Source organism: Rhodoplanes roseus, from assembly GCF_003258865.1.
Classification (GTDB): Bacteria; Pseudomonadota; Alphaproteobacteria; order Rhizobiales; family Xanthobacteraceae; genus Rhodoplanes; species Rhodoplanes roseus.
The window spans coordinates 1-14194 of the sequence record NZ_NPEX01000145.1 but is presented as its reverse complement, the minus strand read 5'-3'; the positions used below and the strand labels follow the sequence as shown (position 1 = coordinate 14194).

Here is a 14194-nt window from a genome sequence, read left to right as displayed (position 1 = left end):
GGCCGCGCGGGCGCGCGCGGCCGCGATCTTCACCGCCTCGACGATCTCCGGATAGGCCGAGCAGCGACACAGATTGCCGACGAGGTAATGGCGGATCGCCGCGTCGTCCGGATCCGGATGATCCTGCAGGAGCCGCTTCACCATCATGATGAAGCCCGGCGTGCAGAAGCCGCACTGGAACGCGCCCGCCTCGATGAACGCCTCCTGCACCGGATCGAGCCGGTCGCCGCTCGCCAGACCCTCGATCGTGTCGACCCGCGCGTCCGCCACCCAGGCGGCCGGATAGAGGCAGGCCGAGACCGGCTGGCCGTCGACATGCACGGTGCAGCAGCCGCACAGGCCCTGGCCGCAGCTCTCGCGGGCGCCGCGCAGCTCGAAGCGGTGCTGCAGCGCCTCGACCAGCGTCTCGTCGGACCGCACCTCGGCCGCGACCGGCGCACCGTTGAGCGTGAAGGCGATGCTGTGGGTGGTCGCCATGCTCAGGCTCCGGTCACTGTGCGGCCGCCGGCCGCCTGCAGGGCGTAGAAGATCTTCTCGGGCGTCAGCGGCAGGTCCAGCACATGCACGCCGATGGCATCGGCGAGCGCGTTGCCGATCGCCGCCGACAGCGCGATGGTGGAGATCTCGCCAGCGCCCTTGGCGCCGAACGGCCCGGTGCGCTGCTCGGTGTCGACATGCACGTTGACGAAGTCGCGCGGGATGTCGAGCAGCGTCGGAATCTTGTAGTCGGCGAGCGAGCCGTTGGTGAGATGGCCGTCGCGATAGATCATGTCCTCCAGCGTCGTCGCGCCGAGCTGCATGATGACGGCGCCGGAGACCTGGGCCTGCACCAGCTTCGGATTGATCGCCGTGCCGACATCGACCACGCTGATCAGCCTGGTGATGGTGAGCTCGCCCGTCTCGGTGTCGACCTCGACCTCGGCGCCGGTGCCGCCGACGCCCCAGAACGGCGTGCCCATCCGGGTCCGGCCGGTCTGCGTGTCGGGCTTCTCGTAGTCCGGGATGTAGCTGCCGGTGCCGATGATGTTGCCGGCCTGCATGCCGTACTTCTTCTTCAGCATCTCGGGCAGCGGCAGGTTGCTGCCGGGCGGCAGGCCGAGCTCGTCGGCGAGCGCCGCGATCTTGCTCCTGGCGTCCTGGGCGGCGCGGCGCACCGCATTGCCCATGTGGAAGGTGGAGCGCGAGCCGAGCGTCCCCATGTCGTAGGGCGTCACGTCGGTGTCGGGATGGACGACGCGGATCAGCGACGCGTCCATGTCGAGTTCCTCGGCGGCGATCTGGGCCATGATCGTGTCGGAGCCCTGCCCCATGTCGACCGTGCTGATGTAGAGCCCGCAGCTTCCGTCGGCGTAGAGATTGACGATGGCGACCGAGGTGGTCGGCGCCGTGATGCCCTTGAAGCCGATCGCGATGCCGCGCCCGCGCCGGATGCGGCCGGAGCCGCGGTCGAACGGCGCCGCCCAGTTCATCCGCCGCTCGATATCGTCCAGCACGATGTCGAGCGCAGCGTCGTCGGTCGGCGTGCCGCTCGCCTGCGGCCGGCCGTCGCGCAACAGGTTCTTGCGGCGGAACGCGACCGGGTCGAGCCCCATTGCGGCCGCGATCATGTCCATGTGGCACTCGTAGGCCCATGCCGTCTGCGGCGCGCCGAAGCCACGGAAGGCGCCGGCCGGCGGCCGGTTGGTGTAGACGGCGCAGGAGTCGATCGCGACGTGGTCGATGTCGTAGGGACCCGCCGAGGTGAAGCCGGCCTTCTGGGTGACGCGCGGGCCGATGTCGGCGTACGCGCCGCCGTTCCACACCACCTTGCAGGTGCGGGCGACAATGCGGCCGTCGGCGTTCACGCCGCTCCTGATCGTGAAGGTGCAGGGATGGCGCGTCACCATGTAGAACTGCTCTTCCATGGTGAGCGCGACCTTGACGGGCCGGCCGACCAGCAGCGACAGCGCCGTCACCAGCGCCTCGAGCTTGATGTAGAGCTTTCCGCCGAAGCCGCCGCCCAGATACGGCACCCGCACGCGCACGCGGTTCTCCGGCCAGCCGAGCAGGCGCGCGATCTCGATGCGCACGAAGGACGGGCCCTGCGAGGCGGTGTGGAGCGTCGCGCGCCCGTTCGCCACGTCGGCGACCGTGACGAACGGCTCCATCGGCGTGTGCATGGTCTGCTGGGTGCGGAACGTGTGCTCGAACACGTGATCGGCGGTGGCGAAGGCCGTCTCGGGATCGCCGTGGCGCAGCCGGTAGTCGAGCGCGACATTGGTGCCGCGCCGGCCCTTGAGATGCTTGAGATCCGGGAACGTGACGGCGGGCTTCAGCTCGTCGTGCACCATCACGTCCGAGGTCATCGCCTCGACCTCGTCGAGCACGGCCGGCAGCTCGTCGTACTCGGCCGTGATCAGGGCCGCCGCCTCGGCGGCGACGTGACGGTCCGCCGCCAGCACCACGGCGACCGGCTCGCCAGCGAACCGCACCTTGCCGTCGGCCAGGATCGGCTGGTCGTGGAAGGCCGGGCCGTAATAAGGATTCGGAATCACGCTGCGGATGTCGTCGATCGTCACGACGCGATGCACGCCGGGCACCGCGGCGGCGGCCGCGACGTCGATGCGCCTGATCCGCCCGTGCGGCACGGCGCTGCGGAAGATCACGCCGTGCAGCATGCGGGGCAGCTCGAGATGATGGATGTACTCCACCGTCCCGGTGACCTTCTCACGCGATTCGACGCGCGGAACGGAATCCCCGACTCGACCTGACAATGCACGCACGCTCATGTGCCGCTCTCCATCAGGCTGCGGACCGTGCGGCCGAGATGAACCCGCAGCAGATGCTGCTTGTAGTCGGCCGAGCCGCGGCTGTCGGTGACGATCTCGGTCTCGGCGACGGCGGCGTCGCCGGCCCGGCGCAGCACCGCGTCGTCGATCTCGGCGCCGCGCAGCACCGCCTCGGCGGCGACCAGGCGGGTCGGCTTGTCGAGCGCAGCGCTGAGCACCAGGCGCAGATCCGTCACGACACGTCCGGAGACGGCGGCCGACAGCGCGATGCCGAGCGCCGGCCAGTCGTGCTGCGCCCGCGTCGTCACCTTCACATAAGTCGAGCGCCAGCCGGGCCGCACCGGCACGTCCAGCGCGACGATCAGCTCGTCGTTGGCGAGCGTCGTCTCGTAATAGCCGGCGAACACGTCCGCGACGTCGAGGGTGCGCTCACCCGCCGGGCCGATTACCAGGACGCGGGCACCCAGGCTGAGCCACACCGGCGGCAGGTCGAGATGCGGATCGGCGTGCGCGATGTTGCCGCCCACCGTCGCGACATTGCGCACCCGCACATTGGCGAGCGTCGTCATGGTGCGCGGGACGACGGGCAGATGCGCCGCGATCTCGGGCGAATGCTCCAGCGCCGCGAAGGTCGTGAGCGCGCCGATGCGGAAGCGGCTGCCGGCGGCATCCCAAGCGATGCCGGACAGGCGGCCACCGAGCCGGCGCAGGCACACGAGGCGCTGCGGCTTGTAGATCTGCGCCTTCATCATCAGCATCAGCGCGGTGCCGCCGCCGACCGGGCGCACCGCCGGATCCTCCGGATCGAGAAGCCCGATGGCCTCCTCCAGGGAGCGCGGCTCGACGAGATCGAAGCTGGCCATGTCAGCGCTGCCGGGGCCGCGGGTGCTTCGCGGTCCGCGACCGCCCCGGAGCGGCGGTTCGGCACCGTCGGGCGACGTGCTCACAAAACGGCTTGTCGGGAACGATGACGCCCATGATCACCCGTCGCTGCACCTTGGACGGCCCGGGCCGAAGCCTCTGAAGCGAGCCGCCGACGCCCCGAAGTATTGCAGAAAAAAGGACGTCGTCAACTTTTTGGGACACTTTGGTCGACCCCAGTTGGAGCCATTCCGAGCGGCCGCGCGGTGGACGATCCATCGCCGTGCCCGGCCGAAGGGCCGCGGCCCATAAGATCAACCTCGACGTACCACGGAGCAATCCGGGTCGCTCGGGCCGCCGCGAGAACCGCCGAGACGGCGCTGTGAACGGCGCGGCAGCGCGACTTGCGGTCGTCTCATTTTTATTCTAGGTGCTCAATACTGGGCCAGTGCTGACGCTGGCACATCGCATCGGGGCCGCGGTCCGGGATGGGCCGGATGTGGTGCCGCCCGCGTGCGATGGTAAGACGGCCGCGGCGCGGGAGTCGTGTGGGTGCGGCCCGCCGAACGGCCGAGCTGGAGCGAGCGACCGATGAGCCTGCGCTACGAGGAGATCGGCCAGCGGCTGCGGGCCTTCCGGCTCGGATCCGGTCTGAGCGCCGACGAGGTCGCGGACCGGCTCGGCATCTCGCGCACCGCGCTCTACCGCTTCGAGAAGGGCGAGCTCGCCAAGATCGAGACGCTGGAGCGCCTCGCCGAGCTGCTGCGCGTCTCGCTGCCGACCCTGCTCGGCGTCGGCATCGAGTACATTCCCTCGGCGGTGGCCTATTTCGAGCGCCTGCGGCAGCTCGAGGAGACGGCCGAGCACATGGTGGTGCTGGCCGGCCCGATCTCGTTCCTGCTCGCCTCCGACAAGTTCGAGCTGGCGCTCGAGCAGGTGCTGCGCGAGAGCGTGCCGGACCACCTGCAGAATCGCGCCAAGATCCTCGACGACGTCGACCGGATCATGGAGATCCTGCACGAGCGCAAGAAGGCCTATCAGCAGCGCCGCCCGCCGATCGTCAACCTGATCTCGGCCATGCAGATCGAGCCGTTCCTGAAGAACGGGCTGATCGGCCGGGTGAGCCTGACCGAGAGCAAGCTGGCGCAGCGGCGCGAGCTGGCGCGCGCCGAGATCGAGCATTTCGCCTCGGTGATCGAGGAGGAATCGATCGGCGTCCAGATCGGCCTGGTCACCGACAGCCTGCCGCACACGGGCTTCCAGATCTTCCGCCGCCGCGCCGGCGACGTGCTGATCATCAGCCCGTTCCGGCTCGGCGAGCAGACCAACATCCGGGTCGGCGTGGCGATGGCGACCTCGGCGCCGGAGGCGTTGGCGCTGCACGAGGACGTCGTCAAGGAGGCGTGGCGCACCGCCATCAAGGGCCGCGAGGCGGCCGCCTATCTGCGCGAGCTGGTCGCCGCCAACCAGCCGGCGACGCGGAGCCAGGCGCGCGAGCGCGCCGCCGGCGACGCCCGGCCGCGCTGATCTGATCCCGGATCTGGCCGACCGGCGGCGCGACGACGGCGGCCTCAGCCGCCGCCGGTGCCGAGCGCCACGGCGTCCTGCTTGCGGGTCGCCCAGCCGGTGAACCGCTTCTCCACCAGCACGAAGATCAGGTAGGTCGCGATGCCCATCGCGGCGATCACGGTGACGCCGGCGAACATCAGCGGGGTGCGGAACTGCGAGGCCGCCTGCAGCATCAGGTAGCCGATGCCGTCGTTCGACGCGATCGTCTCGGAGATCACTGCACCGACGAAGGCGAGCGTGATGGCGACCTTGAGCGAGGCGAAGAAGTAGGGAAGCGAGCGCGGGATGCCGACCTTCCACAGGATGTCGAGCTTGGAGGCGCCGAGGGAGCGAAGCACGTCCTCCATCTCGGGCTCGGTGGTGGCGAGGCCGGTGGCGACGTTGACGGCGATCGGGAAGAAGCACAGCAGGAACGCCGTGATGATGGCGGGCGGCTGGCCGATGCCCATCCACAGCACCAGGATCGGCACCACGGCGGCCTTCGGCACCGAGTTGATGCCGACCAGGATCGGATAAAGGCCCGCATAGGCGAGCCGCGACGAGCCGATGACGATGCCGATGAACAGCCCGACCACCACGCCGATGCCGAAGCCGGCCAGCGTGTTGACGAGGGTGAACAGCGCGCTCGCCATGATCGGCTCGCGGTACTGGATCAGCGCCACGACGATGTCGGACGGTGCCGGCAGGATGAACTGGCGGACGTCGAACAGATCGACGGCCAGCTCCCAGACGACCAGCGCTCCGATGATGACGATCCACGGCATCGCCGTCTCCAGCCGCCGCCACTGCTTGCGGGTCATCAGGCGGCTCCCTTCAGGTCGGTCGGCTCGTCCGGCACCTCGCTGCGCGCCTGGGCGATCTCGGCCCGGATGCCGTGGACGATGTCGATGAAGTGCGGATCGAAGGTGCTCTCCACGGTTCGGGGCCGCGGCAGGTCGATGGTGTGGGTGGCGACGATCCGGCCCGGCCGCGCGCTCATCACATGGACGACGTCGGCCAGATAGGCCGCCTCACGCAGGTCGTGGGTGACCAGGATGCAGGTGAAGCGGCGCTCCATCCAGAGGTTCTGCAGCACGCCCCACAGCTCCTCGCGCGTGAAGGCGTCGAGCGCCGCGAAGGGCTCGTCCAGCATCAGGAGCTCGGGCTGGTGGATCAGGGCCCGGCACAGGCTGGCGCGCTGCTGCATGCCGCCGGACAGCATCCATGGATTGCGCTTCTCGAAGCCGCGCAGCCCGACGGTGGCGAGCAGCGCCCGCGCCTGCGCCTCGTATTCGGCGCGCTTGCGGCGGAGCTGACCGCGATGCGGACGCACGATCTCCAGCGGCAGCATCGTGTTGGACAGCACGTCGCGCCACGGCAGCAGGGTCGGGTTCTGGAACGCCATGCCGACGATCTTGAGCGGCCCGCGCACCGGCGCGCCGGCCACCGCGAGGGTGCCGGAGGTCACCGGCATCAGCCCGGTGACCAGCTTCATCAGCGACGACTTTCCGCAGCCGGACGGGCCCACCACGGCGGCGAACTCGCCCTTGCGGACTTTCAGGTCGAGGCCGGACAGCGCCAGGGTTCCATCGGTCTCGCCGTAGCGGAACGTGACGCCGGCGATGTCGACGAGCGGCGTCGCCGCGACGCCATCGGGCGCCGCGGCCGTCAGGGTCGAGGCGTCAGCCAATGTTGCGATCCTCGGCCGGAGGCATGAAGGACGGATCGAAGAGCTGCCCGACGGTGGGCGCGGTCGGCAGGTCGAAGCCGGTCTTGATCAGCCCGATGGCGCGCTCGATGCGGGCCGGGTCGGCCTGGCCGATACCGTTCTTGCGCACGTTGTCGGTGCGGATCAGCTTGTCGATCACCCAGTCCATGCGGGCGCGCTCGACCTTGGCGTCGAGCAGCTTCTCGCGCCTGACGACGCTGGCGATCGCCGCGTCGCGGGTCTTGGAGGCTGTCGTCCAGGCGCGCGCCGTGGCGATCGCCACGCGGCGGACCAGATCCGGGTTGCGGGCCAGGACCTCCGGATTGACGATCAGGCTGTTGCCGAAGAAGTCGAAGCCGAAGTCGGAGAAGTAGAGGAGCTCGATGTCCTCCAGCTTCACGCCGTTGCCGATCAGGTTGAAGATCGCCGTGTAGTCGAAGGCGATCACGGCATCGACCTTGCCGGCGAGCAGCATGGCGTCGCGCAGCTTCACGTCGACGGTCTGGCGGCCGAACGAGGCGGGATCGATGTTGTTGAGCGCCAGCAGCGCCGGGAAGATCTTGGAGCCGGCGTCCGACGTGCCGGTGCCGAGCGTGATGCCCTTGAGGTCGGCCAGCGACTTCACCGGCTTGCGCTTGAGGCTGAGAATGCAGGCCGGAAAGCGGTCGAAGATCGGCATCACCAGCTTCGGCGCGGCGGCCGGATTGTTGGCCGCGAAGGCGATCAGCGTGGTCGCGTCGGCCAGCCCGAACGGATGCGTGCCGGCGGCGACGCGGCGGATCGACTCGTCCGAGCCGGCCGATCCCTCCGGCGTCACGGCGAGCTTCTGGCTGTCGTAGACACCGTTCTCGGCGGCCAGGAACATCGGGGCGTTGCCGCCGTAGATGCGGAACTCGAGGCTCATCTTGATCGCCTCGGGCGACTGGCCGAGGGCGGGCCCTCCCCATCCCAGCGTCGCGGCGGCTCCCGTCGCGGCGGCTCCGCCGAGAAGGGTACGGCGCGTCAACCTGTCGAAGCCAGCCATCGGAGCTCTCCTTGATCTGCCCGGGTCGAGCGGTAAGTCCTCGTTCAGGGGGTCGGTGAACGGGTCGATGTCGTCTCGTCGGCCGCAGCCAGCACGGCGCGCACGATGCCGGCATAGCCGGTGCAGCGGCACATCTGCCCGGCGAGGCCTTCGCGCACGTCCTTCTCGCTGGACGGTGTGCTGCGATTGAGCAAATCACGTGCCATGATCAGCATGCCGGGCGTGCAGAAACCGCACTGCAGCGCGTGCTGCTCGTGAAAATGCCGCCGCAGCACGGCGGCGACCGGGTCGTCGCGCAGGCCCTCGATCGTCGTGATCCTGCGCCCCTCGGCCATCACGGCGAGGATCAGGCAGGCGCGCGTGGCCTTGCCGTCGACCTCGATCGTGCAGGCGCCGCACACGCCGTGCTCACAGCCGAGATGCGTGCCGGTGAGGTCGAGCCGTTCCCGCAGCACGTCGGCCAGGCTCTCACGCGGCTCCACCGTGACGGTCAGATCCTCTCCGTTGACCGACAGCGTGATGGTTCTCATGACCGCCGCGCCTCCGCCAGCGCCCGCAGCACCACGGCGGTGTGCAGGCGGACCGCATAGTCGTCCGGCGCGTCCATCAGGCCGGCGAGATCCGCCGCGACGGCCGCACGCAACGCCGCCTCGTCCATCCCGGCCGCGACCGCGTCGGAGGTCTCGGCCAGCCGCTCGGCGCGGCGGCCGGCGCCGGCCAGCACGATGCGGTCGGCCTGGTCGCCGTCGTGCAGCACGGCGACCACGAACGACATGGCGAAGGCGCCGGTCTTGCGCATCACCTTGGCGGTGCCGGTCTTGGCGGCGGCGTGCAGGCGCGGAATGTCGAACGAGACGATGATCTCGCCCGGCACGAGCGAGGTCGTGTAGATGTCCTCGATCAGATCGGTGACCGCAACGCGGCGCTCGCCGTCCGGGCCCGCGATGCGCGCCGTGGCGCCGAGCGCGACGAGGCAGGCCGGCCAGTCGGCGGCCGGATCCGCCATGGCGACGCTGCCGCCGATGGTGCCCTGGTTGCGCACCGCCCGGTAGGCGAGCTTTCTCGCAATCGAGCGCATCAGCCCGTGGCCGGGATCCGGCACGCGGCCGTCCTCGATCTCGGCATGCGTCACGGCGGCGCCGAGCGTGACGGTAGCGTCGGTCGCGCTGCTCTGCCGCAGCTCGTCGAGATGGCCGATATCGACCAGCAGGCGCGCCGACGCCATCCGCAGGCCGAGCAGCGGCAGCAGCGACTGGCCGCCGGCGAGCGGCATCGCGTCGTCGCCGAGCGCGGCGAGCGCCTCGCCGAGACTTTTGGCGCGAACATAGTCGAACGGGGCGGGCTTCACGACGCCGCCTCCGAAGGCTGTGCCGCGTGCGCGGAGCGGGCCGCCGCGACCGCATCGGACACGCGGCGCGGCGTCAGCGGCGTCTCGTCGATCCGCACGCCGATGTCGCGGAACGCATCGGCGATCGCGTTGGCGAGCGCCGCCGGCGGGGCGATCGCCCCACCCTCCCCCATGCCCTTCACGCCGTACTCCGTCACCAGCGCCGGCGTGCACGCATGGGCGATGTCGACCGCCGGAATCTCCGAGGCGCCCGGCACCATGTAGTCGGCGAAGGTGGTCGCCAGCGGCTGGCCGAGATCCGAGAACGGGATTTCTTCGTACAGCGCCGTGCCGATCCCTTGCGCGATGCCGCCCTGGATCTGGCCGTCGACGATCAGCGGATTGATCATGGTGCCGCAGTCCTCGGCGACCACGTAGTCGAGGATCTCGACCTCGCCGGTCTCCGGCTCCACCGCGACCACGGCGGCGTGGGTGCCGTAGGAGAACACGCCGCGCGAATCCGTCGGCTCGTAGGTGGAGACGACCTCGAGCAGCGGCTCGACGCCGTCGGGCAGCAGCTCCTGGCGGATGCTGGCCGCGGCCGCGATCTCGGCGAAGCTCACGCTGCCGGTCGCGGACAGCACGCGGCCGTGCTCGATCCGCACCGCGTCCGGCGTCGCCTGCAGCAGATGCGCCCCGATGAGGCGCAGCTTCTCGACGATCATCCGGCACGAGCGGGCGACGGCGCCGCCCGAGAAGACGATGGAGCGCGACGCGAAGGTGCCGAAGCCGAACGGCGCCGTCGCGGTGTCGCCGTAGCGGATCGAGATGCGGTCCGGATCGAGGCCGAGCTCGTGCGCCGCGATCTGGGCGAGCGAGGTCTCGTGGCCCTGGCCGTGGTTCTGCACGCCGACGTGAATCACCACCGAGCCGTCCGGCAGCATGCGCACCCGCGCCGATTCGTAACCCGGCACGACGCGCGACTTGCGCTTGGTCCACTCGGCCATGCCGTGGCCGCTCTGCTCGGAATAGAAGGCGATGCCGACGCCGATCACCCGTCCGTCCGGCTCGCCTGTTTTCTGGCGCGCCCGCACCGCGGAGAAGCCGATGCGCTCGATCGCGGTCTCCAGCGCGGCCGGATAGTCGCCGGTGTCGAAGCGCAGGCCGCCGGCCGTGTCGTAGGGCAGCTCGGCGCTGGTCACCATGTTGAGGCGGCGGATGTCGATCGGCTCGCGCCCGAGCGCGTGCGCCACCTCGTCGACCAGCCGCTCGATGGCGAAGCAGGCGCCGGGCCGGCCGACGCCGCGATAGGGGCCGAGCGGCGCCTTGTTGGTCGCCACGGTGTGGGTCCTGATGTCGAGATGGCGGATCCGGTACGGGCCCGGCAGGTTGCGGGCCGCCATGCTGGTTTCCATGAACGGGCCGCTCGGCCACAGCGCATAGGCGCCGGCGTCGACGAACACGTCGCCCTCGATGCCGAGCAGAACGCCGCTCGTGTCGGCCGAGATGGTGAGATCGTAGACGTGCTCGCGCGCATGCACCGAGGCGATCAGATGCTCGCGCCGGTCCTCGATCCAGCGCACCGGATACGGCACCTTCATGGCGATCGCCGCGATGGCGAGCTCCTCCGGCATCATCCGGTTCTTGCCGCCGAAGCCGCCGCCGACATCCGGCGCGATCACGCGGATCTTGTGCTCCGGCAGGCCGAGCGCCATGGCGAAGCCGCGCCGCATCACGTGCGGCCCCTGGGTGGAGAGATGGATCACCAGCTCGTCCAGGCGTGCGTCGTAATGCGCCACGATGCCGCGGCACTCGAGCGACACGGTCGCCTGCCGGTTCATCCGCAGGCGACGGTGCAGCCGGATCGGCGCGGCGGCGAGGCTCGCCGGATCGCCCTCGGTGACGCGGCTGGTGATGAAGGCGTTGTCGGGCCAGCCGTCGAACAGGCGCGCCGCATCGGGAGCCAGCGCATCGACGCAATCGATGACGGCGGGCAGCGCGTCGATCTCGACCGAGACGCGCTCGGCCAGATCCTCGGCGTGGGCGCGGTTCTGCGCCACGCAGGCGGCGACCGGCTGACCGACATAACGGACCTTGCCGCTGGCGAACGGCGGATAGGGACCGGAGCGGAACGCGGCGAGCTCGGGACCGGCCTCCAGCACGTTCACCCAGGCCAGATCCTCGGCCGTGAAGACGCGCGTCGCCGCATCGTCGGGCTTGTGCACCGCAGTCAGCACACCGTGGGCGACGTCGCTGCGGACGAAGGCGACGTCGCGCAGGCCGCGCAGCTTGAGGTCGGCGACGAACGCGCCCGCGCCGAGAAGATGGCGGGCGTCTTCCTTGCGCAGCAGGCTCGCACCGATCCAGCCGCCGGCGTGCTCGACCATGGTGATCAGACCTTCGGCAGGTCGTTTTTCCACTTGGCGATGATGCGATCGTCGAGCGCCTTGCTGGAGCGCGCGACGAGCGGGAACGTGTCCTTGCGCCGGAACGGCCGGCAGGCGTTGACGATGATGCGACCGTTGCGGCGGTCGGTGTCGCCGTCGTAGCACATCGGGTCGAGCGCCGAGCTCCATCCGCCCTCGATGATATCGATGTCCTCGCGGGTGTCGACGCGGCTCGACATCGCCCAGATCACGTCGTCGATATTGGCCGGGTCGACGTCCTCGTCGACCACGATGGTCCAGCGGTTGCAGTAGGCGCCGGCGTGGCAGTGCGACGCGATCATGCCGGCCTGCTTGGCGTGGCCGCCATAGAGCTGCTTGATCGAGACGGTGAGCCAGAAGCGGCTGCCGCCGGCCTCGTGGGCCCACACGCCGCGGACCTCGGGCACACCCGCCGCCTCGAGCTGATTCCACACCGCGCCGCAGCGATAGGTGCCGAGATAGAACGTGTTGTCGTTGGGCGGCACGGCCGGGATGGCGCCGAGCAGGATCGGGTCGTTGCGGTGCATCAGCGTGGTGATGCGGATCGCCGGCTCGGGCCGGCTGCCGCCGGCATAGTAGCCGGTCCACTCGCCGAGCGGCCCCTCCTGCACCAGATCGCCGGGATGGATGAAGCCCTCGAAGGCGATCTCGGAGCGCGCCGGCACCGGCAGCCCGGTCTTCGGCATGCGCAGCACCTGCATGGGCTCGCCGAAGATGCCGCCGGCCGCCTCGAGCTCGCTCTTGCCGTAGGGGATTTCCAGGCCCGACAGCATGAACACGACCGGATGGACGCCGACCACCACGGCGACCGGGCACGGCTCGCCGCGCTCGTGATACTTGTTCATCAGCAGGCGGCCGTGCTTGCCGGGCGACATCATCACGGTGGCGAGGTTCGGCCCGTGCGACTGCACCCGGTAGGTGCCGCTGTTGATCCAGCCGGAGTCCGGATCCTTCATGATCACCAGGCAGGCCGTGCCGATGAACGGCCCGCCGTCCAGCTCGTGCCACACCGGCGTCGGGATCGTGGTGATGTCGGCCGCGTCGCCTTCGAGGACGTTCTCCAGCAGCGGCCCGTCGTTCGCCTCGATCGGCGGAAAGCTCGGCGCCTCGCGCATGTAGCGCCGCCACCACTGCACCAGCTCCATCTCGGTGCCGTGCGCCGGCAGCCCGAGCGCCAGGTTGATGCGCGGCACTGACGTCAAGATGTTGGCGAGGACGCGGTGGCCCTTGGGGAAGCCCGGCACCTCGTCGAACAGGACGGCCGGGTTGCCCATCTTGCGCTGGTAGAGATCGACGATGCCGCCGATCTCCTCCTTGGGCTCGGCGCCCTTGATGACCTTCAGCTCGCCGTTGGCTTCGACCGCGGCCAGCCAGTCCCTCAGATCGGTGTTGCGCATCGCCGGGGGTCCTCGCTGTCTGAAGTCCGCGAAACGCTACGAACGGCCCGTCCAAAAATCAAGGCGTTTTTCCTTTTTTGATCTTCCTGCGACGAATGATCATTTTTTGGGACACTCGATGCAATCCGCTGCAGCGCATCGGGGCGTACGGTTGCGCACCGCACGCGGCGCGCGCCGTCGCGGCCCGTCCTCCGTCGCGCCCGCGGGACGCGGAGGAGCACGTATGGACGGCCGCGGTCCTTGTGGCGGGCCCGGCGGGGTGACATAGCTTGCGCAGCCGTTTTGCTCGGCTCGCCGTTTCGGGCGCACCCATGACCGACGCGTACCGCCGCCTGCTCGATCGTCTCGGCCCTGCCGTCAGTGCGGTGGGGTTTCTGTTCGTCATCTGGCAGGCCCTGATCCAGGGCGTGCCGGCGGCGGTCGCGGCAGCACCCGGCACGGCCTTCGCCCTGCTGGTCGAGGCGACCGCGCTGCTGGCCGCCGGCGCCGTGCTCACCGGGATCGGCTGGGTGACGCTCCTGCGGCTCACGGTGCGGCCGACCATGCGGCGGAGCTGCCTGTTCGGCATCTTCCTGTTCACCCAGCTGGACCGCTACCGGCCCGGCAATGTGCTGCAATACGTCTCGCGCCACGCCGCGCTGGCGCCGTTCGGCGTCTCGGTCGGCGAATCCCTCACCGTCGCCATGGCGGAGGCGCTGTGCCTGCTCACCGCCACCGGCCTGCTGATCGGCAGCGCCGCGATGCTGGGCGGGCTCGACGTGAGCCTCCCGTTCCGGATCGTCTCGGAGTTCTCGCTCGCCGTCACCGGCATGGCGGGCGTCGCCCTGCTGGTCATGGTGGTGCTGCAGCGCTCGGTGGTCGCCCGGCTGTTCGCCTCGCGGCGCGCCGTGGCCCGCATGCTGTTCGCCGTGGCGCTCGACGTCGCGACCTTCGTGGCGATGGGGCTGGCGCTCGATCACATGGTCGGGCTGGTCGCCCCGGCGGCGTCGCGCGACCTCGTGACGCTGTCGTCCGTGGCGGCGGCGGCCTGGCTGGCCGGCTTCGTGATGCCGGGCGCGCCGGCCGGCCTCGGCGTCCGCGAGGTGGTGCTGACCGTCCTGCTGGTCCCGACCGTCGGAGCCGACGCCGCCGCGGT

At 70.1% G+C, this 14194-nt stretch carries 12 protein-coding genes; 2 read left to right on the top strand and 10 right to left on the bottom strand.

Features of this window, described 5'->3' with window-relative positions; genetic code table 11:
- From CH341_RS19100 to CH341_RS19090, 3 genes are all read right to left on the bottom strand, one after another.
- Nucleotides 1-477: (2Fe-2S)-binding protein (locus tag CH341_RS19100; RefSeq protein WP_111420583.1), on the bottom strand; the 477-nt coding region annotated here is incomplete at its 3' end.
- Between the two features lie 2 nt (nt 478-479).
- Nucleotides 480-2768 carry a xanthine dehydrogenase family protein molybdopterin-binding subunit gene (locus CH341_RS19095; protein WP_111420582.1) on the bottom strand — a complete coding sequence of 763 codons (2289 nt, stop codon included), beginning with the start codon at nt 2766-2768 and terminating at the stop codon, nt 480-482.
- On the bottom strand, nt 2765-3631 hold the full coding sequence (locus tag CH341_RS19090; protein WP_111420581.1) for an FAD binding domain-containing protein: 867 nt from the start codon (nt 3629-3631) through the stop codon (nt 2765-2767). The genes CH341_RS19095 and CH341_RS19090 overlap by 4 nt, the downstream gene beginning before the upstream one ends.
- Nucleotides 3632-4220: 589 nt before the next feature.
- Between CH341_RS19090 and CH341_RS19085 the strand changes: the two genes are divergently transcribed.
- A complete protein-coding gene (locus tag CH341_RS19085; protein WP_111420580.1) occupies nt 4221-5156 on the top strand; it encodes a helix-turn-helix domain-containing protein in 936 nt (311 codons plus the stop codon).
- Between the two features lie 44 nt (nt 5157-5200).
- Here CH341_RS19085 and CH341_RS19080 read toward each other — a convergent pair whose 3' ends face one another.
- The 7 genes from CH341_RS19080 to CH341_RS19050 are packed head-to-tail and all read right to left on the bottom strand — an operon-like array spanning nt 5201 to nt 13059.
- On the bottom strand, nt 5201-5998 hold the full coding sequence (locus CH341_RS19080; RefSeq protein ID WP_111420579.1) for an ABC transporter permease: 798 nt from the start codon (nt 5996-5998) through the stop codon (nt 5201-5203).
- Nucleotides 5998-6801 carry an ABC transporter ATP-binding protein gene (locus CH341_RS19075; protein WP_210208450.1) on the bottom strand — a complete coding sequence of 268 codons (804 nt, stop codon included), beginning with the start codon at nt 6799-6801 and terminating at the stop codon, nt 5998-6000. The genes CH341_RS19080 and CH341_RS19075 overlap by 1 nt, the downstream gene beginning before the upstream one ends.
- Before the next feature lie 58 nt (nt 6802-6859).
- Nucleotides 6860-7909, bottom strand: a complete 1050-nt coding sequence (locus tag CH341_RS19070) for an ABC transporter substrate-binding protein (RefSeq protein ID WP_111420578.1) — start codon at nt 7907-7909, stop codon at nt 6860-6862.
- A 44-nt stretch (nt 7910-7953) separates the two neighbouring features.
- A complete protein-coding gene (locus CH341_RS19065) occupies nt 7954-8439 on the bottom strand; it encodes a (2Fe-2S)-binding protein (RefSeq protein WP_111420577.1) in 486 nt (161 codons plus the stop codon).
- Nucleotides 8436-9257: an FAD binding domain-containing protein gene (locus tag CH341_RS19060; protein WP_111420576.1), complete on the bottom strand. Its 822-nt coding sequence runs from the start codon at nt 9255-9257 to the stop codon at nt 8436-8438. The genes CH341_RS19065 and CH341_RS19060 overlap by 4 nt, the downstream gene beginning before the upstream one ends.
- Complete coding sequence (locus CH341_RS19055) at nt 9254-11623, bottom strand: xanthine dehydrogenase family protein molybdopterin-binding subunit (RefSeq protein WP_111420575.1); 2370 nt, start codon at nt 11621-11623, stop codon at nt 9254-9256. The genes CH341_RS19060 and CH341_RS19055 overlap by 4 nt, the downstream gene beginning before the upstream one ends.
- A gap of 5 nt (nt 11624-11628) precedes the next feature.
- A complete protein-coding gene (locus tag CH341_RS19050; RefSeq protein ID WP_111420574.1) occupies nt 11629-13059 on the bottom strand; it encodes a UbiD family decarboxylase in 1431 nt (476 codons plus the stop codon).
- Nucleotides 13060-13370: 311 nt separating this feature from the next.
- Between CH341_RS19050 and CH341_RS19045 the strand changes: the two genes are divergently transcribed.
- Nucleotides 13371-14194, top strand: an 824-nt coding sequence (locus tag CH341_RS19045) for a hypothetical protein (RefSeq protein WP_146604538.1), incomplete at its 3' end; no start/stop codon positions are given.

Excerpts from the sequence above, each read along its gene's own strand:
- CH341_RS19085 (WP_111420580.1), top strand. The coding sequence starts at position 4,221 with ATGAGCCTGCGCTACGAGGAGATCGGCCAGCGGCTGCGGGCCTTCCGG.
- CH341_RS19055 (WP_111420575.1), bottom strand. The coding sequence starts at position 11,623 with ATGGTCGAGCACGCCGGCGGCTGGATCGGTGCGAGCCTGCTGCGCAAG.
- CH341_RS19080 (WP_111420579.1), bottom strand. The coding sequence starts at position 5,998 with ATGACCCGCAAGCAGTGGCGGCGGCTGGAGACGGCGATGCCGTGGATC.
- CH341_RS19050 (WP_111420574.1), bottom strand. The coding sequence starts at position 13,059 with ATGCGCAACACCGATCTGAGGGACTGGCTGGCCGCGGTCGAAGCCAAC.
- CH341_RS19090 (WP_111420581.1), bottom strand. The coding sequence starts at position 3,631 with ATGGCCAGCTTCGATCTCGTCGAGCCGCGCTCCCTGGAGGAGGCCATC.
- CH341_RS19065 (WP_111420577.1), bottom strand. The coding sequence starts at position 8,439 with ATGAGAACCATCACGCTGTCGGTCAACGGAGAGGATCTGACCGTCACG.
- CH341_RS19070 (WP_111420578.1), bottom strand. The coding sequence starts at position 7,909 with ATGGCTGGCTTCGACAGGTTGACGCGCCGTACCCTTCTCGGCGGAGCC.
- CH341_RS19095 (WP_111420582.1), bottom strand. The coding sequence starts at position 2,768 with ATGAGCGTGCGTGCATTGTCAGGTCGAGTCGGGGATTCCGTTCCGCGC.